At 70.0% G+C, this 24047-nt stretch carries 22 protein-coding genes and 2 tRNA genes; 12 read left to right on the top strand and 12 right to left on the bottom strand.

Features of this window, described 5'->3' with window-relative positions; all coding sequences use genetic code 11:
- Positions 1–22: 22 nt before the first annotated feature.
- Positions 23–2137 carry a RecQ family ATP-dependent DNA helicase gene (locus FSW06_RS05860; RefSeq protein WP_010121857.1) on the bottom strand — a complete coding sequence of 705 codons (2115 nt, stop codon included), beginning with the start codon at positions 2135–2137 and terminating at the stop codon, positions 23–25.
- Between the two features lie 89 nt (positions 2138–2226).
- Between FSW06_RS05860 and FSW06_RS05855 the strand changes: the two genes are divergently transcribed.
- Positions 2227–2943, top strand: coding sequence for an O-methyltransferase (locus tag FSW06_RS05855; RefSeq protein ID WP_010121855.1), 717 nt, complete (start codon positions 2227–2229; stop codon positions 2941–2943).
- 10 nt (positions 2944–2953) lie between these two features.
- Here FSW06_RS05855 and FSW06_RS05850 read toward each other — a convergent pair whose 3' ends face one another.
- Genes FSW06_RS05850 through FSW06_RS05840 form a run of 3 tightly spaced genes read right to left on the bottom strand, consistent with a single transcriptional unit; the run spans position 2954 to position 5087 of the window.
- On the bottom strand, positions 2954–3484 hold the full coding sequence (locus FSW06_RS05850) for a hypothetical protein (protein ID WP_010121854.1): 531 nt from the start codon (positions 3482–3484) through the stop codon (positions 2954–2956).
- Between the two features lie 17 nt (positions 3485–3501).
- Positions 3502–4074, bottom strand: a complete 573-nt coding sequence (locus FSW06_RS05845; protein WP_010121852.1) for a hypothetical protein — start codon at positions 4072–4074, stop codon at positions 3502–3504.
- Positions 4075–4133: 59 nt separating this feature from the next.
- A complete protein-coding gene (locus tag FSW06_RS05840) occupies positions 4134–5087 on the bottom strand; it encodes an ornithine cyclodeaminase family protein (protein ID WP_010121851.1) in 954 nt (317 codons plus the stop codon).
- A 94-nt stretch (positions 5088–5181) separates the two neighbouring features.
- On the opposite strand from FSW06_RS05840, the gene FSW06_RS05835 reads away from it, so the two are divergent.
- Genes FSW06_RS05835 through FSW06_RS05820 form a run of 4 tightly spaced genes read left to right on the top strand, consistent with a single transcriptional unit; the run spans position 5182 to position 10380 of the window.
- Entirely contained in the window at positions 5182–7848 is a 2667-nt protein-coding gene (locus FSW06_RS05835; RefSeq protein ID WP_010121850.1) for a cation-translocating P-type ATPase, read from the top strand.
- Positions 7794–8945 carry an NAD(P)/FAD-dependent oxidoreductase gene (locus FSW06_RS05830; protein WP_010121849.1) on the top strand — a complete coding sequence of 384 codons (1152 nt, stop codon included), beginning with the start codon at positions 7794–7796 and terminating at the stop codon, positions 8943–8945. Before FSW06_RS05835 ends, FSW06_RS05830 begins: the two co-directional genes overlap by 55 nt.
- Before the next feature lie 39 nt (positions 8946–8984).
- Positions 8985–10019 (top strand): zinc-binding alcohol dehydrogenase family protein, encoded by a 1035-nt coding sequence (locus tag FSW06_RS05825; RefSeq protein ID WP_029450028.1) that lies wholly within the window; start codon positions 8985–8987, stop codon positions 10017–10019.
- The gene (locus tag FSW06_RS05820; protein WP_244946815.1) at positions 10009–10380 is read left to right on the top strand and encodes a CHY zinc finger protein; all 372 of its coding nucleotides are present in this window, start codon (positions 10009–10011) and stop codon (positions 10378–10380) included. Before FSW06_RS05825 ends, FSW06_RS05820 begins: the two co-directional genes overlap by 11 nt.
- 79 nt (positions 10381–10459) lie before the next feature.
- Here FSW06_RS05820 and FSW06_RS05815 read toward each other — a convergent pair whose 3' ends face one another.
- From FSW06_RS05815 to cmrA, 5 genes are all read right to left on the bottom strand, one after another.
- Positions 10460–12388, bottom strand: coding sequence for a heavy metal translocating P-type ATPase (locus FSW06_RS05815; RefSeq protein ID WP_040430722.1), 1929 nt, complete (start codon positions 12386–12388; stop codon positions 10460–10462).
- Positions 12385–12753, bottom strand: a complete 369-nt coding sequence (gene cmtR / locus FSW06_RS05810) for a Cd(II)/Pb(II)-sensing metalloregulatory transcriptional regulator CmtR (RefSeq protein WP_010121842.1) — start codon at positions 12751–12753, stop codon at positions 12385–12387. Before cmtR ends, FSW06_RS05815 begins: the two co-directional genes overlap by 4 nt.
- Before the next feature lie 271 nt (positions 12754–13024).
- A tRNA-His gene (locus tag FSW06_RS05805) sits at positions 13025–13097 on the bottom strand.
- Between the two features lie 76 nt (positions 13098–13173).
- Complete coding sequence (gene orn, locus FSW06_RS05800) at positions 13174–13803, bottom strand: oligoribonuclease (RefSeq protein ID WP_010121841.1); 630 nt, start codon at positions 13801–13803, stop codon at positions 13174–13176.
- A 15-nt stretch (positions 13804–13818) separates the two neighbouring features.
- Complete coding sequence (gene cmrA, locus FSW06_RS05795) at positions 13819–14646, bottom strand: mycolate reductase (RefSeq protein ID WP_010121839.1); 828 nt, start codon at positions 14644–14646, stop codon at positions 13819–13821.
- Positions 14647–14759: 113 nt separating this feature from the next.
- Between cmrA and FSW06_RS05790 the strand changes: the two genes are divergently transcribed.
- The gene (locus FSW06_RS05790; protein WP_050802024.1) at positions 14760–15362 is read left to right on the top strand and encodes a GNAT family N-acetyltransferase; all 603 of its coding nucleotides are present in this window, start codon (positions 14760–14762) and stop codon (positions 15360–15362) included.
- 7 nt (positions 15363–15369) lie between these two features.
- Here FSW06_RS05790 and FSW06_RS05785 read toward each other — a convergent pair.
- Positions 15370–15446 (bottom strand) — tRNA-Arg (locus FSW06_RS05785).
- Positions 15447–15538: 92 nt separating this feature from the next.
- Here FSW06_RS05785 and FSW06_RS05780 point away from each other — a divergent pair.
- From FSW06_RS05780 to FSW06_RS05755, 6 genes are all read left to right on the top strand, one after another.
- On the top strand, positions 15539–17785 hold the full coding sequence (locus FSW06_RS05780) for a bifunctional copper resistance protein CopD/cytochrome c oxidase assembly protein (RefSeq protein WP_010121836.1): 2247 nt from the start codon (positions 15539–15541) through the stop codon (positions 17783–17785).
- A gap of 164 nt (positions 17786–17949) precedes the next feature.
- A complete protein-coding gene (locus FSW06_RS05775) occupies positions 17950–18540 on the top strand; it encodes a single-stranded DNA-binding protein (protein ID WP_029450022.1) in 591 nt (196 codons plus the stop codon).
- An 84-nt stretch (positions 18541–18624) separates the two neighbouring features.
- Positions 18625–19545, top strand: a complete 921-nt coding sequence (locus FSW06_RS05770; protein WP_010121834.1) for a type IV toxin-antitoxin system AbiEi family antitoxin domain-containing protein — start codon at positions 18625–18627, stop codon at positions 19543–19545.
- A 245-nt stretch (positions 19546–19790) separates the two neighbouring features.
- A complete protein-coding gene (gene ettA, locus FSW06_RS05765) occupies positions 19791–21461 on the top strand; it encodes an energy-dependent translational throttle protein EttA (RefSeq protein WP_010121833.1) in 1671 nt (556 codons plus the stop codon).
- A 53-nt stretch (positions 21462–21514) separates the two neighbouring features.
- On the top strand, positions 21515–22033 hold the full coding sequence (locus tag FSW06_RS05760; protein ID WP_238526004.1) for an acyl-CoA thioesterase: 519 nt from the start codon (positions 21515–21517) through the stop codon (positions 22031–22033).
- 6 nt (positions 22034–22039) lie between these two features.
- On the top strand, positions 22040–22762 hold the full coding sequence (locus tag FSW06_RS05755; RefSeq protein WP_010121831.1) for a DUF8185 domain-containing protein: 723 nt from the start codon (positions 22040–22042) through the stop codon (positions 22760–22762).
- A 16-nt stretch (positions 22763–22778) separates the two neighbouring features.
- On the opposite strand, the gene FSW06_RS05750 is transcribed toward FSW06_RS05755, so the two are convergent.
- Positions 22779–23594: a TSUP family transporter gene (locus tag FSW06_RS05750; protein ID WP_010121830.1), complete on the bottom strand. Its 816-nt coding sequence runs from the start codon at positions 23592–23594 to the stop codon at positions 22779–22781.
- Positions 23587–24021: a globin gene (locus FSW06_RS05745; protein WP_010121829.1), complete on the bottom strand. Its 435-nt coding sequence runs from the start codon at positions 24019–24021 to the stop codon at positions 23587–23589. The genes FSW06_RS05750 and FSW06_RS05745 overlap by 8 nt, the downstream gene beginning before the upstream one ends.
- Positions 24022–24047 lie beyond the last annotated feature (26 nt).

Below are 24047 nucleotides of genomic sequence, written 5' to 3'. Positions count from 1 at the left end.
TGGTTACCCTTATCGGCCGAGTCTACCCGCGCAGCGCGAGGGCGAACGGCAGCACGGCCCGCGCCCCGGCCCGGCGCAGTTCCCGGCCTGCGACGGTCATCGCCCAGCGGGACCCGATCTCGGTGTCCACCAGCAGCACCACCTGCCCGTCGACGGCCGCGGCGGTCTCCGGGGAGATCCCGAACGCGTCGTGGAGGTTCCTCACCCGGTAGGCGCTGTTGACGTCCGGTGTCCCCGGATCGTGCAGGTAACTGAGCTGCCCGGCATCCGTCATCCGGCCGGTGCGCGCCAGCCCGGACGCCAGATCGGACGCCGTGACCGGCCGCGTGACATTCGGCATCCCCACCACCGTGGTCGGACGCTCCTCCCAGTCCCAGTCCCTGAGCACCCGGACGCACCAGTCGGCGATGTTCGTCGGCACCGGGACATCGTCGGCACCGGCGGCGAGGAACCCGCGCAGCACCTGGCCGGGCCCCAGATCGGTGTAGCGGGCGATGACCCGACCCTCCGCGACCTTCTCGCCGGCCGGGATCTTCCCCTTCAGCGGCACCCCGACCTTGTCCATCCCGGACGGCCACTGGCCGCGCGGGTCGACGGGCAGACCGATGCCCGAGAGGATCTGCCGGGCGCCCGACTCGTTGGTGTCGCTGACCGAGGCATCCCACCACACCCCGGCGCACACGTCGCAGCGTCCGCAGTCGTGGGCGTCCGGGTCATCGAGGGCCTCGGCGAGGAACCGCATCCGGCATTCGGTGCCCGCCTCGTAGTCCAGCATCGCCTGCGCCTCGCGTTTCCGCGCCTCGGCGACGGCGGCGTAGCGGGGCGCGTCGTAGGTCCACCCCTGCCCGGTGGTGACGAAACCGGAGCCGGCCCGGTCGACCGCCCCGTCGACCTGCAGGGTCTTGAGCAGCAGGTTCAGCCGGTTGCGCTTCACCCCGACCATCGGCTCCAGGGCCGGGACCGACAGTGGTCCCTCCGCCCCCGCCAGCGCCGCGAGCACGGCGTCCGCCTCAGCCTCGTCGGGCATGGAGGCGGTCGCGAAGTACTCCCAGATGTCCGGGTCCTCCGGCCCGGGCAGCAGCAGCACATCGGCCGAGTCGGTGGCACGCCCGGCGCGTCCGACCTGCTGGTAGTAGGCGACCGCGGAGCTCGGCGCGCCGAGGTGCACCACGAAACCCAGGTCGGGTTTGTCGAAGCCCATGCCCAGCGCGCTCGTCGCCACCAGGGCCTTGACCTCGTTGTCCTTGAGCTGCTGTTCGAGCCGGGCGCGGTCCTCCGGGTCAGTGCGTCCGGTGTAGGTCGCCACGTTCCAGCCGGCCTGTGCCAGCGCCCGGGACGTGTCCTCGGCGGCGGAGACGGTGAGGCAGTAGATGATGCCGGAGCCGGTGAAGTCGCCGAGGTGCTGGACCAGCCAGCCGATCCGGTGACCGGGCGGGGCGGTCGGGGCGACCCCCAGCCGCAGCGAGTCCCGCGACAGCGGCCCGCGGATGACCGTCGTGTCCGCGCCCAGCTGGGCGGCGACATCCTCGACGACCCGGCTGTTGGCCGTCGCCGTGGTGGCCAGCACCGGCAGGTCGCCGGGCAGGGACGCCAGGAGCGCGCCGATCCGCCGGTAGTCCGGGCGGAAGTCGTGGCCCCAGTCGGAGATGCAGTGGGCCTCGTCGACGACGATCATCCCCACCCCGGCGCCGGACGCCGCACTGCCGAGCAGCGGGTCGAGGACGCGCTCCCGGAACCGGGGGTTGGTCAGCCGTTCCGGGGAGATGAGCAGGACGTCGAGGGAGCCCTGCCGCAGGGCGCCCAGCACCTCGTCCCATTCGGTGACGTTGGAGGAGTTGATCGTCGCCGCGTGCACCCCGGCGCGGCCGGCGGCGGCGACCTGGTCGCGCATCAGGGCGAGCAGCGGGGAGATGATCAGGGTCGGCCCGGCGCCCTGTTCGCGCAGCAGGCGGGCGGCGACGAAGTACACCGCCGACTTCCCCCAGCCGGTGCGCTGCACGACCAGGACGCGTTTCCGGTCGCTGACCAGCGCCTCGATCGCCTCGAACTGGCCGTCGCGGAAGGTGGCGTCCGGCCGCCCGGTGAGTTCCCGGAGGATCCCGGTGGCGCGGGTGTGCAGGGGGCTGGTGTCCGTCATGGGCCCCACCCTAGAACAGCCGTCGGAAAGCAACGGCCGGCACCGCAGGGGGTACCGCACCGCACCATGATTGGTTAGGGTTGCCTGCCATGCCGAGGACTCAGAAGACAGCACCCTCACCCCTCGACGACCGGGCCCGCGAGGTCGCCGACCGACTGCACCGGCAGAACCGCCGCCAACTGCTGGGCAGCGCGGTCCCCGCACTCCGGGAGGCGGTGAAGGCGAAGGTCGGCACCGGGCAGTGGGACTGGACCGCCACGGCGTCCGGAAAGGAGATGCTGCAGGACAAGATGGTCGCGATCGACCCGGAGAAGGCGGCCCTGTGCCACCTGCTGTGCCGCAGCGCCGCGGCCCGGACCGTCGTGGAGATCGGCACCTCCTACGGTGTCTCCACCATCTATCTGGCGGCCGCGGTGCGGGAGACCGGCGGCCTGGTCATCGGCACCGAACATGAGGCGGGGAAGGTCGCGGCGGCCGAGCGGACCCTCGCGGAGGCCGGGGTGGGGGAGTACGCCGAGATCCTCACCGGCGATCTGCGGGAGACACTGCCGCCGCGGCTGACGGAGCTGGAGCAGCAGGGCCGCCCGGTCGATTTCGTGCTCATGGACATCTGGATCCCGATGGCCCTGCCGGCGCTGGAGATCCTCACGCCGCACCTGCGGCCCGGGGCACTGGTGGTGTGCGACAACGTCATCAGCGGGGCGACGGACTACGCCGACTACCTGGAGCGCGTCCGGTCGTCCGGGGATTTCCTGTCCGTCACTGTCCCGGGGCAGGGTGGGATTGAGATTTCGATGAAGCTGTAGATCTGTTCACTCAGCGGTGGTCGGCCCTTGTGCCGTGAGGGAGTTTCGGAGTGCGAATCAGCATGATGCCGAGTGCGATGAGTGACACCAGAACGCCGCCTCCGAGAACGATGCTGAAATACCCCACGCCCCACAGGCCCGACTCGTCGTAGAAGGCCGTGTCGACGGCATAACTCGCTGAGAAGGCGAACAGGCCTCCGTATGCACCGCAGAATGGTCCTGTGTACCGCCAACGCGCTGCAAAACCCAGGAGGAGAATCGCAAGGAACGCTGTGATGGCGCACCCTGTAACTGACCACGAGGCGTAATGGGCCGGATCCCCCCAACTGAACCACACCAACCAGAGTCCAATGCCCACCGCGACCCCCAATGTCCCGGTCACGATATCGCCGGTTCTTCCGGCCGGATCGTGATACCGATCGGGGTTCGCCAATTCGGCGCGGTGAAGTGCACGGAGAAAGAGTGCGGCCACACATAGAGGAAGAATGCCGAACACAGCGATGCTCGTGAGCAGGTTCAGGAGAATCGTGGTGGTGCCCATGGCTCCACCGTACGGAATTACAGTATCGACCTGGATCCGGGCGTTCCGTCCTCGGGGTGGTGCGGTCCATGGGTGCTGTCTCGTAGATGCTTCTGCGTCCGCACCAGCATCACCCCGAGTGCGAGTGCCGCCAGCACCACGCCGCCGAAGAAGACGATCATCATGTAGCCCACACCCCACAGGCCGTCCCCGCCCTCGTAGTCGTCGAGCCCCATCTGCACCGCGCAGGCGGTGGAGAAGCCGAAAAGTCCGCCGAGCGCCGCCGTGAACGGGCCCGACCAGCGCCAGTGTGCCAGCAGCCCGAGCGCCACCACGACGAGTACCGAGGTGATCACGCACCCCACGATCGCCCAGGTCGGGTACTCGAAACGACCCCAGCTGATCCACACCGCCCACAGCAGGACCCCGGCGAGGACGCCCGCCACGGCCGTGGCGGTGTTCCCGGTCCGGCGCGCCGGGTCGCCGGCCCGCGCCGGGGCCTTCAGCTCCTGCCGGTGGATCACGATGATCCCCACCAGTGCGGCGATCATCGGGAGGCCACCGCCCATGAGGACGACAGTGACGATTCCCAGAAGCGCATCAGCATTCATGGTCCCCACCGTACGGATCTGTTAACCATCCGGCAGTCGGGGACAACACCTCGGCCCGCTCAGCTGAACCGGCGGTACACCGCCTCGGCGACGACCAGGTCCTCCCAGGACATCCCCACGCTCTTGAACACGACAGGACGCCGCCCCGGGGCGACCGCCGGGCCGGTCAACGCCGTACGCAGCGCAATCAGATCGCCGCGGTTGACCGCCCCCTCGAAGTTCGCCAGCACGATGTCGCCCGCGGTCTCCAGGGCGGTCTCCACGTCCTCCACGATGACCGCCGCCCCGGCGAGGAAACCCGCGTCGAGCTCGCGGGTGTTCGGCTCGTGGGAACCGACGGCGACGACCACCACGTCGTCACGGACCTGGTTGGTCTGGAACAGCGGCGTGTCCGCGGTCGTGGCACAGATGATGAGGTCGGCGGCGGCGAGGGCATCCAGTGTCTCCTGCGAATCGGTGGCCAGCACCGGGCCCAGTGCCCGGGCCGAGTCATCGGCCCGGTCGGGGTGACGGACCACGAACCGGACCGAGGCGAACGGCTTGTCCAGGGCCGCGGCGAACGTCTCCACATGGGCCACCCCCTGCGGGCCCGCGCCGAACACCACCAGGTTCAGCGGCCGGTTGAGCAGCCGCAGCGTGGGCAGCACCGCCGCCGCCGAAACCGCCGGGGTGCGCAGCGTGGTCAGGGCACCACCGTCGATGACGGCGAGCGGGGCCAGGGTGCGCGCGTCATGCAGCAGGTAGGTCCCCTGGATGCGGGGCAGTCCCCGCGCCGGGTTCTCCGGGGCGACGGTGGCGACCTTCACCCCGGCGAACTCGCCGACCTCCGACGGCATGAGCAGGAAATGGCCGTGGTCGGTGTGGGCGGTGCGCCGTGGCAGGTCCGTCGCCGGGTCGAAGGCGGTCCGTGGGTCAGTGAGCGCGGCGGTGACCGCGGCCACGGCGTCCACCGGGGACAGGGCGGCGGCGACGGCGGGGGCGTCGATGACGGTCGGGGACTTCTCGGTGTTCATGGTCCCAGCGTACGTGCCGCGGATTCTTTAGGCTGGGCGGAGGATACGCACCGGACCTGCACCGGCACCCGGACCCGAGGGAAGCGAGCCGACCGTGACACAGACCGTGACACAGACCGTGACACATCCCGCCTGGCACACCGCGACCGTCGAGGAGGTCCGGGACCGTCTGGACGCCCCCGGACACGGCCTGTCCACCCGGGAGGCCGCCGACCGGCTCGCGCACGACGGCCCCAACGCACTGCGGGAGACCACCTCCGACCCCTGGTACCTGGTGCTGGGCCGTCAGCTGGCGTCTCCGATGGTCATCTTCCTGCTCATCGCCGGCATCGTCACCCTCATCCAGCGCGAATGGTTCGAGGGGGCGGTGATCTTCCTGGTCGTCGTCCTCAACTCCACCATCGGTTACTGGCAGGCCCGCAGGGCGGAGCAGGACGTCGCCGCGCTGGCGACCCTCGCCACCCCCGTCGCCACCGTCGTGCGCGACGGGGTGACCGTCGACATCCCCGCCCCCGACCTCGTCGCCGGGGACACGGTCCGGCTGGAGTCCGGCGACATGGTCCCCGCCGACCTGCGGATCACCTCCACCAACGGACTACGCGTCGACGAATCCACGCTCACCGGCGAGGTCCTGCCCGCCGCGAAGAAGGCGCTGGCGGACGACGCGGCCGACCACCTCGCCGCGGACGCCCCTGTCGGAGACCGCGTGACCATGGCCTACTCCGGCACCCTCGTCGTCTCCGGGCGGGCCACCGGCATCGCCGTGGCGACCGGCCACGACACCGAACTCGGCGCTATCGCCTCCCTCGTGCAGGAGGACGCAGGGAAAACGCCCCTGCAGATCCTCACCGACCGTCTCGAGAGGACCATCGCCGTGATCCTCGTCGTCGTCGGGGTCGCCGTGTTCGGGGTGAACCTCATCCTCGGCACCGGGCTGGGCGACGCCTTCCGCTCCACCGTCGCCCTCATCGTCTCGGCGATGCCGGAGGCCCTGCCGGTCGTGCTCTCCGTCGCCATGGGGGTGGGTGTCTCCCGCATGGCCGGGCGCAACGCCGTGGTCCGGCACCTGCCCAGCGTGGAGACCCTCGGCTCAACCACCGTCATCGGCTCCGACAAGACCGGCACCCTCACCGTCAACCGGATGACCGTGGAGCAGGTGTGGACACCCGACGACGGTGACGGGACCGCCTGCCTGCGCGACGGGGCACTGACCAATGACGCCGAGGAACACCCGGAGACCGGCGACCTGCTCGGCGACGCGGTCGATTCCGCGATGGCCCGCATCGCCCTCGACCGGTCCGCGGTCACCACGGAGGAACGCGCCGCGGCACCGGTCGCGGACATGCCCTACGAACCCGAGATGGCCTACTCGCAGACCCTGCGGCGTGGCGGTGACGGCCGGCTCACCCTCCACGTCAAGGGCGCCCCCGAGGTCGTCGCCTCGTTCTGCCCGGAGACCGCGGAGAACTCCGCCGGGCACGCCGCGATGGCGGAGGCGAATCAGGCGATGGCCGAGGCCGGGCTGCGCGTCATCGCCACGGCGTCCGGCGTCCTCGACGAACCGCCGGCAGGGGAGACCGGTGTCCTCCCGACCCCACACGACCTGCGGTTCACCGGGCTGCAGGGGATGATGGACCCGCCGCGCGACGGGGTACGTGAGGCGATCCGCGACTGCCGCAGCGCCGGTATCCACGTCATGATGATCACCGGCGACCACCCCGTCACCGCCGTCGCGATCGGGAAGCGCCTCGGACTGGGACGCCCCGGCGACGAGCCGCTGACCGGCCGCGACATGGCCGGCTTCGACGACGCACAGCTCAAGGAACGACTGAAGCACACCAGTGTCGCCGCGCGGATGAGTCCGCGGGACAAACTGCGGATCGTCAAGCTGCTGAAGGCCGACGGGGAGACCGTCGCCGTCACCGGCGACGGGGTGAACGACGCCCCCGCGCTCAAGGCGGCGTCCATCGGTGTGGCGATGGGCGGCTCGGGCACCGACGTCGCCCGCGAATCCGCCGACATCGTCCTCACCGACGACAATTTCGTCACCATCGTGGACGCCGTACGCCTGGGCCGGGTGACCTTCTCCTCCATCCGCAAGGGTGTGTTCTTCCTCATCTCCAACGGCCTGGCCCTGATGACCGCAGTGGTGGCCAACACCTTCACCGAACTGCCGCTGATCTTCCTGCCGGTGATGCTGCTGTTCATGAACATCGTCACCAACGGCATCCAGGACATCGCCCTGTCCTTCGAGAAGGGCGAGGGCGACGAACTCGCGCAGAAACCCCGCCGCCGGGACGAGGGGGTGCTCGACACGCGGCTGTGGCTGCGCACCGTCATCACCGGCCTGTGGATGGGCGTCGGCACACTGCTGGTCTACCGGGTCGCCAGCGACCAGGGCCTGCCGGTGGAGGAGTGCCGCACCCTCGCCCTGATCACCATGGTGATGTTCAACTTCTTCCAGGTGTTCAGTGCCCGTGCGCTGCGGGTCTCCGTGTTCACCCTCAACCCCTTCGGAAACCCGTTTCTGCTCGTCTCCGCGCTGGCGGCGCTGCTGCTGCAGTGGGTGTGCACCGCCTGGGCACCCGCCGCCGAGCTCATCGGTCTGGCACCGTTGACGTGGTCTCAGTGGCTGATGTGCACCGGCATCGGGGTTACAGTGCTGGTGATCGTGGAAATCGAGAAACTGGTGGTGAGGTTCGGAACATGGCGGAAGAAAAAGCGCACGTCTGCGTCGTCGGGGCGGGTGTGCTCGGCCTGAGCGCGGCGCGGGAACTCGCGGTGCGGGGTGCCGACGTCACCCTGCTGGATGCGGCCGGCGCCCTGGCCGGGGCGAGCCACCGCTCCTTCGCGTGGATCAACGCGAACAACAAGCCGCCGCACGCCTACCACCGGCTCAACGTCGCCGGCATGGCCGAGCACGACCGGCTGCAGGACGAGCTCGGCGGCGACTGGTTCCACCGCTCCGGCTGCCTCCTCGCAGCCTTCGACGGGACGCCGCACCAGCGTGCGGAGTTCACCGCCGGACGCCTCGCCCGGCTGCGGGCCGAGGACTACCCCGCCGAACCCGTCGGCCGGGCCGACCTGGTGCACCTGGAACCGGCGGTCCGGTGGCCCGATGATCTCGGCGAGGCGCTCTACCTCCCCGAGGAGGGCTACCTCGACGTCGACCTGTTCGCCGCCGCCCTCGTCGCCGACCTCGCCGACCGCGGGGTGCCGGTGCGGCAGGGCCGGGTCACCCACATCGCCGCCGGGCAGGAGACCGCCGAGGTCATCCTCGACGACGGCACGGTCCTGACGCCCGACGTGGTGGTCATCGCCGCGGGGGCGGCGTCCCGCCGGTTCGGACTGCCCGTCGCCGACCCGGCGGCACCGGGCGGCCCCACCGCACGGACCCACAGTTTCCTCGGACTCACCGACCCCACCGAAGTGGACCTGGGGCGGGTCATCATCAGCGACCGCATCAACATCCGGCCCCGCCACGACCGGCGACTGTGGGTCCAGCTGCCCCCGGTGGAGCACCGCGTCGCCGAGGGGGAGGCCGCACTGCCCGACGTCCGGCAGCTCATGGAGGAGGAGCTGGCGACGGTGTTCGGCACCCCGGTGCCCGTGCCGACCGTGTACCTGTCCGCCCGCAGTCTGCCGGAGGACGGCTTCCCGCTCGTCGGCTTCACCGACGCCTCCCACCGGGTGTACGCCCTGGTCAGCCACTCCGGCATGACCCTGTCCGCCCTGCTGGGGCGGCTCGCCGCCGAAGAGATCGGCGGGACGGCGTCCGACCTGCTCGCCCCGTTCCGGCCGGACCGCCCGGCCGGGGGTACCCCCGCGGCAGCCACGCCCTTCATCGGCCGGCAGTAGCACAATGGGGGCATGACCACCTCCACCATCCCCACCACCATGCACGCCTGGCAGGTCACCACCCCCGGCCCCGTCGACGGGGCGACCGCGCCGGTCGAACTCGTCGAGAAGCCCGTCCCCGCCCCCGCGCCGGGGGAGTTGCTCGTCCACGTGCACACCTGCGGCGTGTGCCGCACCGACCTGCACGTCACCGAAGGCGACCTCGACGTCCACCACGACCATGTCACCCCCGGCCATGAGATCGTCGGCGAGGTCGTCGCGGTCGGGGAGGGCGTCCCCGCCGACGACTGGACCGGCGCCCGCGTCGGCGTGGCCTGGCTGCGCTCGACCTGCGGGCAGTGCCGCTGGTGCCGCTCGGGCAAGGAGAACCTCTGCCCGGACTCGACCTACACCGGCTGGGACGCCGACGGCGGCTACGCCGAGTACACCACCGTCCCCGCCGACTTCGCCTACCGGCTGCCGGCACAGGACGTGGCCTCCGACGTGGCCCTGTCCCCGCTGCTGTGCGCCGGGATCATCGGCTACCACGCCCTGCAGCGCGCCGGGCTGCCCGAATCCACCCCGGAGCATCCCGCCCGCCTGGGCCTCTACGGTTTCGGCGGTTCGGCGCACCTGTGCGCCCAGCTCGCCCTGGCCGACGGCGCGCGGGTCCACGTCCTGACCAGGGACAGGGCGGCCCAGGAGCTGGCCCTGAAGCTGGGTTGCGCCTCGGCCGCCGGGGCGTACGACATGCCGCCGGAGCCGCTGGACGCCGCCGTGCTCTTCGCCCCGGTCGGCGACATCGTGCTGCCGGCGATGCGGGCCCTGGACCGGGGCGGCATCCTCTCGATCGCCGGCATCCACCTGTCCGACATCCCGCCGATCCACTACGAGACGGAACTGTTCTACGAGAAGGAGATCCGCTCGGTCACCTCGAACACGCGGGCGCAGGGCCGCGAGTTCCTCGACCTCGTCGCGGAGCACGGCGTCCGCGCGACGACGCACCGCTACCCGATGTCGAAGGGCCTGGACGCCCTGCGTGACCTCAAGGCCGGACGCTTCGACGGTGCCGCCGTGCTGGTCAATGACTTCTGACATGTCCGCGCCGGACGCCGCGGGGCTGGTCGGCGGCGTGGGCTGCGCGCACTGGCATTCGCCGCTGGATGTCGTGGTGGTCCGGTTCCACTGCTGCGGACGCACCTACCCCTGCCTGCACTGTCATGATGAGGCCGAGGACCATTCCGTGACGCCCTGGCCGACGGCGACGGTGGTCGACCGGGCGCAGGACGCGGTGCTGTGCCGGTCCTGCGGGGTATGGCTGACGGTGGGGGAGTACCTCGACGTCTACGCGGCGTCCGCCAGCCCGGCGTCCCCGGCGCGCCCGTGCTGTCCCCGCTGTGCGGCGCCGTTCAACCCCGGCTGTGCCCTGCATGCCGGTGTCTACTTCCAGGTGTGAGGCGTCCGGTCGGTTTCATCGTCGCCGGCACCTGTCCGGGTTGACCGCCCAGGGGTGGTTCACGCCGTCCGAACCACCGTCAGACGGTCAACCCGGCGGTGCGCGCGGCCCGCAGCCCGTTGGCGATGACCACGACCTCGGCGGACTCATGGACCAGCACCACCGCCGCCAGGCCGAGCACTCCGGTGAGCGCCAGCGGACACAGCACCACGATGATCAGCAGCGCCAGGGCCATGTTGGCGGTCATGATGCGGCGCCCACGCCGGGCATGGGCCAGGGCGGCGGGGATCAGGCGCAGATCCGCTCCGGTGAAGGTGACGTCGGCGGAATCCACCGCCGCCGCGGAGCCGCCCGTGCCGATCGCGATACCCACGGTGGCGGAGGCCAGGGCGGGGGTGTCGTTGATACCGTCGCCGATCATCGCCGTCGGGGTGCGGGACGCCGCGTCGCGCACGTAGCGTTCCTTGTCCTCCGGCCTGAGCCCGGCGTGCACCTCGTCGATGCCGGCCTGTGCCGCCAACGCCGCCGCGGTACGGCCGTTGTCCCCGGTGAGCATGACCGTGGCGATACCCTGACCGTGCAGGTCAGCGACCGCCTCGGCGGCTTCGGGACGCAGTTCGTCACGGACCCCGATCACCCCGGTGACCGCCCCGTCGACCTCGACGACGATAAGGGACATGCCCAGTCCGGCGAGCTCCGCGGCGTCCTGCGCGAGGTCGCCGGGGTCGATCCAGCGGTCACCGCCGACGCGGACGTGGCGTCCGGCGACGGTGCCGGTGAGACCGCGACCGGCGGTTTCGGCGACATCCGTGGCGTCCGGGACGTCGGTGGCCGCCGTGATGACCGCGGCGGCCAGCGGGTGTGTACTGGACATCTCCAGTGCGGCGGCGGACGCCAGCACCTGCGCCCCGTCGACCCCGCGGGCTGTGCGGACTTCCACCACGCGGGGTTCATTGCGGGTCAGCGTGCCGGTCTTGTCGAGGCAGACGGTGCGGATCGTCCCCAGTTCCTCGAAGGCCGCGCCGGAGGTGACCGCCACGCCGAGTCTGCTCGCCGCCCCGATCGCGGAGATCACGGTCACCGGCACGGCGATGGCCATCGCGCACGGGGACGCCGCGACGAGGACCACGAGTGCCCGGTCGATCCACACCTCGGGGTTGCCGAACAGGCAGCCGAGCACCGCGGTGAGTGCGGCGACGACGAGCACGGCCGGGACCAGGGGCCGGGCGACCCGGTCGGCCAGCCGGGCGCGGACGCCCTTGCGGGCCTGCGCCTGTTCGACGAGGCTGACGATGCGGGTCAGGGAGTTGTCTCGGCCGTCGGCGGTGGCCTCGACGGTGAGTGTCCCGGAGGTGTTCACCGATCCGGCGAGGGCCGTGTCGCCGGGGGCGACCTCGACCGGGACGGATTCGCCGGTGACCGCCGAGGTGTCCAGCGACGAGTGGCCGGTGAGGACGGTGCCGTCGGTGGCGAGACGTTCCCCGGCACCGAGCTGCAGCACATCGCCGCGGCGCACGTCGGCGGCGGGGACCGGGTCGAAACAGCCGTCCGGGCAGCGGACGCGCGCGGTCTCCGGCATGAGGTCGAGCAGGGCGCGCAGGCTGTTCCTCGCCCGGTCCATCGCCCGGTCCTCCAGGGCCTCGGCGATGGAGAACAGGAAGGCCAGGGCGGCGGCTTCGCCGACGTGACCGAGCAGGACCGCACCGACGGCGGCGATCGTCATCAGCAGTCCGACGCCGAGCCGGTCGCGCCCTTTCTGCCGCACGAGTTGCCGCAGTGTCCCGGGGACGAAGGTCGCACCACCGGCGGCGAGGCCGAGGGCGTAGACGATGATGGCGGGGAGATCGGCGCCGGTCAGGGCGAGGATGAGACCGACGACCCAGAACACGCCGGACGCCACGGGTAGGGCGAGGGACCGGTCGCGGTACCAGGGGGTGGGGTCGGCGTGGTCGGCGTCATCGTCGGACCGGTCGGTCGCCACGGCAGGGCCGCAGCAGGCGTCGCTCATGAGGCGTCCGTCGATCCGCAGTCCGCGCAGCAGCCCGGGACGTCGCAGTCCTCACTGGTGCAGGCGTCCCCTTCGTCGACGGCGAGGACGACCTCGACCAGGGAGTGCAGGGCCCTGGTGAGGTGCGGGTCGGCGATCTCGTAGCGGGTGCGGCGGCCTTCCGGGACGGCGACGACGATGCCGCAGCCGCGCAGGCAGGCGAGGTGGTTGGAGACGTTGGTGCGGGAGAGGTCCAGATCCCGGGCGAGTTGGGCGGGGTAGCCCGGTCCGTCGAGCAGGTGGAGGAGGATGCGGGACCGGCTGGGGTCGGACATGGCGCGGCCGAGCCGGTGCATCACGTCGAGACGGGACTCAATGGTCAGCATACAATGACTATACATCAGATACTGACCAATTGTGCGGGCCGTGGCGCGATGTCCCCGAGTTGCCCCGAGTTGCCCTGAGTTGACCCGGATCGGTCAGTTCCGTCGGACCGGAAACGCAGAATCGGGTCAGCTCGGGACAACTCCGGCCGGGTCAGCCGGTGACACGCCGGTAGAAGACACACATTTTGACCATTAACCCCCAGTCGTGCCCGGTGCGCGCATGCGAGAACCCCGGCGCCGATCGAAGATCGGAGCCGGGGTTCTCAGTCGGGGTGGCTGACGAGACTCGAACTCGCGACACCCAGGATCACAACCTGGTGCTCTACCAACTGAACTACAGCCACCATCGCCGCTCGTATGCAGCGCGATTTACTGTAGACCACTCCTGTCATTCCTGCCAAAACAGCGGTCTGAACAGGGCTAAATCGGCGTGGCCTCGGTGGCGGCGTCCGCGGCGGTCTGCACCTCGTCGGCGTCCGGGCCGGGGGCGGCCACGAACACGGCACGCCGGTAGTAGTCGAGCTCCCGGATGGACTCACGGATGTCGGCGAGCGCCCGGTGCGCCAGACCCTTCTGCGGCTGGCCGCTGTAGACCCGCGGGTACCAGCGGCGGGCCAGCTCCTTGATCGAGGAGACGTCGATCATCCGGTAGTGCAGGTAGCTGTCCAGCTCCGGCATGTACTTCGCGATGAACTTGCGGTCACTGGCGATCGAGTTGCCGCACAGCGGCGCCGCCCCGGCGACCTCGACGAACCGCTTGATGTAGTCCACGACCTGACGCTCGGCCTCGGCGACCGTCACCGACGAGGCGCGGATCTCGTCGGTCAGCCCCGAGGAACCGTGCATCTTCACCACGACCTCGTCCATCTCCGCCAGCTCTGCCTCGGAGGCGTGGATGACGATGTCGATGCCCTCGTCGAGGGGCTTCAGGTCGGCGTCCGTGACGACGACGGCGATCTCCACGAGGACGTGCCGGGAGGTGTCCAGCCCGGTCATCTCACAGTCGGCCCACACGAGGCGGTCATTCTTGGCGATCTGGTTCGGTGTCATTGCAGTCAGCTTTCTCTAGTCTTCGGCCATCCGCGCGTACGCCTTCCCCATCAGCGGGGCGGTGATCCGTCGCGGCAGGTACGTGGACAGCACATCGGCGACCTTCGACAGACCGCCGGGGACGACCCGCAGCCGGTTCGCCGCCAGGGCGTCCAGCGTCTCGGTCGCGCAGTCCGGATAGGTCGTCCACACGAAATCCGGGGTGGCCCGGTCCACGATGGTACGCTCCGCGTCCGCCTTGACCTCCTCACGCACTGGACCCGGCGCCAGCAGCGTGCAGCGCACCCCGGTGCCCTTCAGCTCGTAGTGCAGTGCCTCGGTGAAGGTGTTCACCATGGCCTTCGTGCCGACATAGGTCGCGTTGTTCGGGATCGGCGCATTGCCGGCGACGGACCCGACGTTGACGATCCCGGCGTCCCCGCTGTCGACCATGCCGGGCAGGACGGCGGCGGTGAGCTCGAAGACCGCGGTGGCGTTGAGCTCGAACTGGGTGCGCTCATAGGCCGGGTCGAGCTTCCGGAACTCGCCGAAGGTCGCCACCCCGGCGGAGTTGACGAGGATGTTGACGTCCAGCGTCTCCAGCTCGGCGATGAGAGCCGCGCGGGCGGTCGCGTCGGCGAGGTCGCACGACCGGATCGTCACGGTCACCCGGTGGCCTTCCGCCGCCAGCCGGTCACGCAGCTGCTCCATCGGCCCGGTGGTGCGGGCGACGAGCAGGAGGTTGTGGCCGCGGCGTCCCAGCTCGAGGGCGACCGCCTGGCCGATCCCGGAGGACGCCCCGGTCACCACGGCGACCCGGTCGGGCCCGGGGGCGGGCAGGGCAGGGGACTTACGTCGGAACAACACGGACTCCTGAGTCGGTGGGGTAGGGGTGGCGGACCGGGCCCGGCCCGGCGGCATCCGCCAAGGCTACCGCCTCCCGGGCGCGCCGGACCGTACCCGCTATCGTGTCCGGCATGACAGACAGCATCATCGTCGCCGCCCTGGACTCCACGGAGGCGGCGCCGCTCGTCGCGGCACTCGGCGGGGAGTACGCCACCCGCTACGCCGACTATGACGGCTTCCCGAAGCAGGAGGGGGAGCCCGAGGAGATCGACCTGTTCCCGCCCCTGGTCTTCGAGGCGCCCACCGGCACGCTGCTGCTGGTCAGGCGGGACGGGGAGACCATCGCCGGGGGTGGTTTCATGTACCTCGACGACGAGACCGCCGAGATCAAGCGGGTGTGGACCTCCCCGGACCACCGCCGTCAGGGACTGTCCCGCACGGTGATGACCGCCCTGGAGGACGCCGCCGCCGCGCGCGGGTACCGGCGCATCTACCTGTCGACCGGGCCGCGGCAGCCCGAGGCGGTGGGGCTGTACCTGTCGCTGGGGTACACCGCATTGTTCGATCTGGACGCCGACCCCGAGGCGATCGCCCACCTCGCCTTCGAGAAAGAGCTCGGGGAGGCCGGCGGGAGGGCGGCAGCGAAGGCTGCGGCCCAGCGCGCGGCAGTGGCCGAGGCGCACCGCTGGCATCAGCCGCCGCCGGTGCGCCTGGCGGACCTCACCGGACGGTGAGGTCGGATGGTGCCCCCGGCAGGATTCGAACCCGCGACCAGCCGGGTAGAAACCGGATGCTCTCATCCACTGAGCTACGGAGGCGTACGGGCGACATATTAGCCCACATGTGAGAGCGGCCACGCAGACGGTCCGGAGAATCGGTGACCGCGCACGACGCTAGTAGTGTCCGGGGTATGTCCGACGCTGTTGCAGCACCCGGTGAATCTGATTCCCAACCACATCCCGACGGGACCCCGACTCCCGCCCCCGATCCGGCGTCCCGCCGGCCGGCCCCGCGCACCCTCGGTCATCCGGTCGGCCTCTGGATCCTCGCCGCCGTCGTCGCCGCCCTCGTCGGCTCGGTCATCGGCGTCTCCTTCCTGGGCAAGTCCCTCGCCGCTCTCGGCATCCCCGATCCGGGGCCGGCCACCAGCTGGGGTGTGCCGCTGGTCCGCTCGGCGGGCACCGTCTTCGCCTGTCTGGGCATCGGCGGGTTCCTCATGAGCGCCTTCGGCACTCCGGCGCGCAAGGACGGCTACCTCGACCTCGACGGGTTCCGGGCCGCCCGCACCGGCACATGGTGCACGCTCGCCTGGGCGGTGTGCGCACTGCTGCTCGTCCCGCTGTACCTGTCGGACGTCTCCGGCTCGCCGCTGAAGGACACGCTCGCCCCCGACATGTGGGGCACCGCGATCAGCCAGGTCTCCACCGCCAAGTCGGTGCTGTGGGTGGCGATCATCGCGGGGATCGGTGGCCTGCTGTCCCTGTTTACCCGGCGGTGGATCTGGCAGCCGGTGTTCCTCGTTTTCGCCGTCGCGTCCCTGGTGCCGATCGCCCTGGAAGGCCACTCGGCGTCCGGCGGCAACCACGACTACGGCGTGAACTCGCTGCTGTGGCACATCATCCTCGCCGCACTGTGGATCGGCGGACTGGCCGCGCTCATCGCCCACGCCGCCCGGCGCGGTCCGCACCTGGCGGAGATCGTCCGCCGGTACTCGTGGCTCGCCCTGATCTGCATCGCCGGTGTCGCGATCTCCGGTCTGATCAACGCGGCGATCCGGCTGAGCTTCTCCGAATGGTTCACCACCGACTACGGCCGGATTGTCGCGCTCAAGGCGCTGCTGACGATCGTGCTCGCCGCCTTCGGCTGGGTCCACCGCCGGGCCACCATCCCCCAGCTCGAGGCGGAGGAGAACGGTGAGACCGGGATGGCGGTGTGGTGGAAGCGGCCGTTCGTGCGGCTGGCCATCGTCGAACTGCTCATCATGGCCGCGACCGTCGGCGTGGCGGTCTCCCTGTCCCGCATCCCCCCGCCGGTGAACTTCAGCGCGGACATCACCCCCGCCGAACTCATCATGGGCTTCGACATCACCGAACCGTTCTCGGCGAAGGCGGTGCTGACGAACTGGCGCTTCGACCTCATCTTCGGCACCGGCGCGATCCTCCTCGAGGCCGTGTACCTGTGGGCGTGGCAGGTGCTGCGACGCCGTGGGGTGGAGTGGCCGGTCAGCCGGGTGATCTGGTGGACGCTGGGCAACCTCACCCTGGCCTTCGTGACCTGCTCCGGGCTGGGCATGTACTCGATGGCGATGTTCGCCCCGCACATGCTGCAGCACATGGCGTTGACCATGGTCATCCCGGTGTTCTGGGTGCTCGGTGGCCCGATGACCCTGCTGCTGCGGGCACTGCCCCCGGCGGGGAAGAACGGGGTGACCGGGCCGCGCGAGTGGCTGGTGGTGTTCATCAACAACCCGGTCTCCCGGTTCCTCACCAACCCGGTGGTGGCCGCGGCGCAGTTCGTCATCGGGTTCTACGGGCTGTACCTGTCCAACCTGTTCAACGATCTGGCGAGTGAGCACGCCGGGCACGTGTTCATGATCATCCACTTCCTCATCTCCGGCTACCTGTTCTACTGGGTGGCGATCGGGGTGGACGCCGCCCCACGCCAGCTCAGCCCGTTCATGAAACTTCTCATGACGTTGGCGGCGATGGCCTTCCACGCCTGGTTCGGTATCGCGATGATGCAGATGGCCACCCCGGTGGCGGAGAACTACTACCTGTCGCTGCACCTGCCGTTCGACATCGACCTGCTGGAGCAGCAGCACACCGGTGGTGCGATCGCCTGGGGCCTGTCGGAGATCCCGCTGATCCTCGTCAGCCTCATGCACGGCGTCCAGTGGGCCCGGCAGGACCGTAAGGAGCAGCGGCGCTTCGACCGCAAGGCCGAGCGCGACGGGGACGCCGAACTCGCCGCCTACAACGCCATGCTCGCCGGTCTGCGCGACGGGCACGACGACCAGGCGGAGGCCTACTACGGTTCGGAGTACCGTGCCGACGACGTGCAGGGCTATGTCCACACCGATAAGGCGAAACGCGAATCGCGCGGACGCCAACGCCATGCCCCCGGTGACCAGGGCGGCGACGGGCCTGTGGATAACTGACGGCCGGTTTCCGGGCGTGTCGTCCACAGGGTCCCCGGCGATTGTTGACCGGGGAAAATGACCGGGTGACGATGGTGTGCACTCCGGGGACACGAGGTGGGGACCGACCTCACCGGCCACCGGGGGAGCATTCCCGGGGATGTCCCCGGGGGAGGGGGCTGACCATGGCCACACAACAGATGTCCGTGACGATGACCGGATTCGCCGCGACCCATCCCGTCCGCCATCCGTCCGTCGCGAGACTGGTGACGTTCCGGATGGCGTCCACCCCGCGGTGGAACGACAACGGGGAATGGCGGGACGGGGGCACGCTGTTCATCGACGTCCAGTGCTGGGGGAAGCTGGGCGACCACGTGATGCAGTCGGTGGTGAAGGGGGCGCCGCTGGTCATCGCCGGTCGGATGACCTCGTACACCTACACGCCGGAGAACGGTGCGCGGACCGGGCAGGACGGCAAGCCGCTCAAGGAGACGATCTGGCGGGTCACCGCCGGCAACGTCGGGCTGGACCTGAGCCATTCACCGTCGAGCTGGTCGTTGCGCGGCCGGGTGAAGGACACGACGGCGGACGGGGAGGAGCCGCCGGCAGAGGCGGAAAACCTGGGCGGTTTCCGCGCCGTGGCCGAAAGCGGTGGTGGGGAGGCAACCGGGGACGCCGGGGAGGGGGCCCGGGAGACGGCCGGGGACGCTGCCGGGGGTACCGGGCCGGAGCGGGAGTACGCCTCGGTCGGGGACGGGTCGGATCAACCGTTCTGAGCCGTGGCGTCCGTGAACTCGAGCAGGGATCGGTCCGGGACACCCTCTCCGTGGGATTCCTGCTCGAGTTGACGGCGGAGCGACATGACGGATCCCATGTTCCTCACGCGGGCCGACCTTCTGGCCCGGATGTCTCCCGGCCGGTTGGAGACCGCGGTCCGCCGCGGCGAACTGTTCCGGGTGGCGCGGGGGATCTACAGCACCGTGGCACCCACCGACCGGCTCAGACTGCGGGCACTGCATGAGGTCCGTGACCTGGTCTTCACCGGTCAGACCGCGATGGACCTCTACGCGGACCGGCCTGTCGGGTGGCCGGTGGAGGCGCGGCACCCCGGCCCCGGCCGGCGGACCACCGAGGCCCACGTCCGGTCCGGCGTCCCGGGGCGTCTCCGTGCCCGCGACGGGCTGACGGTGGTCAGTCCGCTGCAGGCGGTGATGGACGCGGCGTCCTCCGCCGGGCACAGCGACTTCCTCACCGGGGCGTACGCCGGGATCGGAGCCCACGATGTGCTCGAACGTGACCTGGCGGCACTGGTCACGGGCCGGCAGCGGGCGCGGGAACTGCTCGCGTCGACGCCGACCGGTACCGCCAGCAGGCTTGAGCAGGTGGCGTTCCGCCTCGTCCGGGACGCCCTGTCGGATCTTCCGGTGACCGTGCTGACCAACAGGATGCTCGGCAACTACTGTTACGACCTGCTGATCCCCGAGGCGAAGGTGGCGGTGGAGATCGACAGTTTCACCTTCCACGCCGTCGGTGGTGCGGAGACGACGCCGCAGAGTTTCGTCAAGCAGGTGTGGAAGGACAATGAGGCCACCCATCTCGGCTGGCTGGTGCGGCACTACACCGAGTTCTGCATCTACCGGGCGGAGGAGTACGTCACCTCCGACCTCCGCCGATGCGTCCTGCCGCGGATCAGCCGTAGCCCGGGGGCGCTGCCGGACGCGCAAGGCGACGCCGTCTTCGCCTGGCACCCGATCTACCGGAAAGAGCCGTGGCGTCCGTGAACTCGAGCAGGGACCGTCCCGGGACACCCTGTCCGTGGGATTCCTGCTCGAGTTGACGGGGTACGGCGCGGCCCCGGGTGGTGGCGTCCGGCTGCGTGGTCGCGGAACCGCGCCGGTGAGGTAGGCTCGTCAACCGGACCGAGAAGTACACAGAACGGGCTGTGACCATTGCACAGCCGGTCGCAGTCAACGTCGCCGGCGCAGCTGACCAGCTGACGAGCGCCGCGCTAACCGGAGGAAACACATTGGCCGAGTTCATCTACACGATGAAGAACGTTCGCAAGGCACACGGTGAGAAGGTCGTCCTCGACAACGTCACCATGGCCTTCTACCCGGGGGCGAAGATCGGTGTCGTCGGGCCCAACGGCGCCGGTAAGTCCTCACTGCTGAAGATCATGGCGGGCATCGACCAGCCGTCCAACGGTGAGGCCTTCCTCGACCCGGGTGCCACCGTCGGCATCCTGCTGCAGGAGCCGCCGCTCAACGAGGAGAAGACCGTCCGCGGCAACGTCGAGGAAGGCCTCGGCGAGATCATGGACGTGAAGAAGCGGTACGAGGAGATCGCCGAGGAGATGGCGACCAACTACACCGACGAGCTCATGGAGGAGATGACCGAACTCCAGGAGAAGATCGACGCCGCCGACGCCTGGGAGCTGGACTCCAAGATCGAGCAGGCGATGGACGCCCTGCGCTGCCCGCCGTCCGAGGAGATGGTCACCCACCTGTCCGGTGGTGAGCGTCGCCGCGTGGCCATGGCCAAGCTGCTGCTCAGCGAGCCGGACCTGCTGCTGCTCGACGAGCCCACCAACCACCTGGACGCCGAGAGCGTGCTGTGGCTGGAGAACCACCTGAAGAACTACCCGGGTGCCGTCCTCGCCGTCACCCACGACCGCTACTTCCTCGACCACGTCGCCGAGTGGATCTGTGAGGTCGACCGCGGCAAGCTGTACCCCTACGAGGGCAACTACTCCACCTACCTGGAGACCAAGGCCGAGCGCCTCGAGGTCGCCGGCAAGAAGGACCAGAAGCTGCAGAAGCGCCTCAAGGAGGAGCTGGCGTGGGTCCGGTCCGGTGCGAAGGCCCGGCAGGCGAAGAACAAGGCCCGCCTGCAGCGCTATGAGGAGATGGTCGAGGAGGCCGAGCAGTACAAGAAGCTCGACTTCGAGGAGATCCAGATCCCGACCCCGCCGCGCCTGGGCAACCAGGTCGTCGAGGTGAAGAACCTCACCAAGGGCTTCGACGGCCGCGTCCTCATCAAGGACCTGTCGTTCACCCTGCCGCGCAACGGCATCGTGGGCGTCATCGGCCCGAACGGTGTCGGCAAGTCGACGCTGTTCAAGACCATCGTCGGCCTCGAGGAGCCGGATTCCGGTGAGGTCACCGTCGGCAAGACCGTCGACATCAGCTACGTCGACCAGAACCGCGAGAACATCGACCCGGAGTCCACGGTGTGGCAGGTCGTCTCCGACGGGCTGGACTACATTCACGTCGGCCAGAATGAAATGCCGTCGCGTGCCTACCTGTCCGCCTTCGGGTTCAAGGGCGGCGACCAGCAGAAGCCGGCGAAGGTGCTGTCCGGCGGTGAGCGCAACCGCCTGAACCTCGCGCTGACCCTGAAGAAGGGCGGCAACCTGATCCTGCTGGATGAGCCGACCAACGACCTGGACGTCGAGACGCTGTCCAGCCTGGAGAACGCGCTGCAGAAGTTCCCGGGCTGCGCTGTGGTCATCTCGCACGACCGCTGGTTCCTCGACCGCACCTGTACCCACATCCTGGCGTGGGAGGGCAACATCGCCGAAGGGCAGTGGTTCTGGTTCGAGGGCAACTTCGAGGACTACGAGAAGAACAAGGTCGAGCGGCTCGGTGCCGACGCCGCACGGCCGACCCGCGTAACGCACCGTCGCCTCACGCGATAGACTGATGTGTTAGTAGAACAAAATCAGTTGATCGGCGGCTGACTGTCGCCGGGATGGAGGAGAGCGCGCACATGGCACTGGTGGACAACGAGGCGACCGGGACCCGGTTCCACAGCACCCGGATCAACCTGCGGTGGTCGGACTTCGACCAGTTCCAGCACGCCAACAACGCCGCCTACCTGGAATTCTCCCAGGATGCGCGGATCGAGTTCGTCCGGGAGATCGTCACCGAGATCGACATCGCCGTCCCGGCGTTCGTCGTCCGGTGGGCGTCGATCGACTTCCGCAAGTCACTGTCCTCCAGTGAGGTGGCGGTCGTCGTCGAATCCTTCATGTACGAGGTCGGCGAGAAGTCGTTCAAGATGCGGCAGATCATCCGCAACGCCCAGCACCGCGTTGTCGCGGTGGTCGACACGGTCAACGTCGCGGTCGACATCATGTCGGGCAAGACCCGGCCGTGGAGCGAGAGCGACCTGAAGATCATCAACATGTTCATGATCCCCGTCGAGGACGAGGACAGCAGCCCCGAGGCCGAGGCGAAGAAGGACGACGACGCCGACACGGGGCTCTGACCTGCCGTGCCCGACGCGACTGTCTCCCTCACGCTCACCGGCACCGGTGCCGCACGGTCCGCCGCACTGCGACGCACCGCGACGGTGATCACCCGCGCCCTGCGGATGGACACCGGTGCGATGGTGCGCCTCGCCGTGGCGGGGGAGGATCAGACGGACCTGCTGGTCTCCACCCCGCTGGGGTGCGTCATCGCCGAGCGGATCCCCGCGGTCCCTGCCGATCCCGCCGACGACGGCGCGGTGGTCTCCGCGGACCCGTTGCCGGGCCTGCTCACCGCGGCCGCCGGGGCGGACGGGGTGGCGGGGGACGCCGCCCTGCCGGTGCCGGGCCCCCGGATGGACATGCTGTGGCCGGGGACCACACCGCCGGCGTCCGGCTGGACGGTCGTCGACACGGTGCCGGGCGGGGACGTCCGCGACCTGTTCGCCGGCATGGAGCGGGAGGCGGACCTGCACAGCGGGCCGGCGGGTCTGCCGCCGTCGCTGCTGGACCAGCCGCTGCTGCGGCTGACGAGCCCGACGCAGACCGGCATCATCGAGATCCCCGGCAGCGTCATCGCCGCACTCGGGGCACTCGGACTGGTGACGGCCCCGACCCGTGCCGCACTGCAGGAGTACGACCTGGTGCGGGTGAGCGTCACCGCGTCCTGGATCCGGCTGGACGCCCTCTACGGGTCCGTCTACCTGCCGCGTCCCGGTGGCCTGGCGCGGATCCCCACCGCACGGTAGCCGGACCGCCGGCCGGTCACAGCATGTCGACGATGAGCTTCACCGACATGATCACGATCAGCACCAGCAGGGCAACCCGCACGAACCCGGTGCCGCGGTCCAGCACGATCTTCGCCCCGATCTGGGCGCCGAGCACGTTGAAGACCGCCAGGACGATACCCAGCAGCCAGAGGACATGTCCGCCGGCGGCGAAGACGACGAGTCCGCCGAGGTTCGTGGCGGTGTTGACGAGCTTCGTCATGGCCAGCGACTGGATGAGTGTGCGGGACATCAGTCCGGTGAAGACGATGACCAGGAACATGCCCGTGCCGGGTCCGAAGAAGCCGTCGTAGGCGCCGATCACCGCGATGAGGCACAGTCCGAGGACGAGTTTCCCCCGCGACGGCCGCGGCACGGCGTCCCCGGATGTTCCGGTGGCGCGTCCGAAGGAGGGACGCAGCGCCACGAACACCCCGACGGCCAGCATGAGCACGATGACCACCGGACGCAGGACATCGCTGTTCACCGCGGTCGCCGCGAGTGCGCCGCCGGCCGAACACACCCCGGCCAGAGGTGCGGCGAGCCGCACGGCGCGCCAGTCGATCCGCAAGGTCCTGATCATCCGCAGCCCGGCGCTGGCGGTGCCCCACACGGCGGCGAACTTGTTGGTCCCGAGCGACACCTGGGCGGGCAGCCCGGGAGCACAGGTGAGGATCAACGGGATGAGCACCAGCCCACCACCGCCGATGACCGCGTCCACCCCGCCGGCGAGCAGTGCCCCGACCAGCACGACGAGCAGTCCGGTGGGGGAGAGGTCGGAGCCGGGGGCGAGGAGGTCGATCACCTCACTCACGGTTGACCAGCATGTCCGCGACTCTCACCATGTGGTCCCAGACGGCGGCGCGGGCGGGGGCCGGCAGCCGGTCCTCGTCGACGGTGGACAGGGCCCGGGACATCATGGTCAGCCAGTGCTCCCGGGCATCGGCGTCGATGTGGAAGTGCATGTGCCGCATCCGCAGCCGCGGGTGGCCGCGCTGCTCATTGAAGGTCTGCGGCCCGCCCCAGTACTGCACGAGGAACCAGCGCAGCCGGTCCTCGGCGCCGGCGAGGTCGTCGGCGGGGTACATGGGTCCCAGCACCGGGTCGTCGGGAACCTGTCGGTAGAACTCGTGGACGATCGAGCGGAAGGTGTCCTCGCCGACCAGGTCGTAGAGGCTCTGTGCCTGGTTCTGGGGCTCGCGGCGCGGTTCGCCCGGCACCGGGGAGATGGGGAGCGTCATGCTCCCCAGCCTATCCGCCGGCTGCG

The organism is Corynebacterium nuruki S6-4 (assembly GCF_007970465.1).
Taxonomy (GTDB): Bacteria; Actinomycetota; Actinomycetes; order Mycobacteriales; family Mycobacteriaceae; genus Corynebacterium; species Corynebacterium nuruki.
Note: the sequence above shows the minus strand (reverse complement) of the source record. Positions and strands in the feature narration are given on the sequence as shown.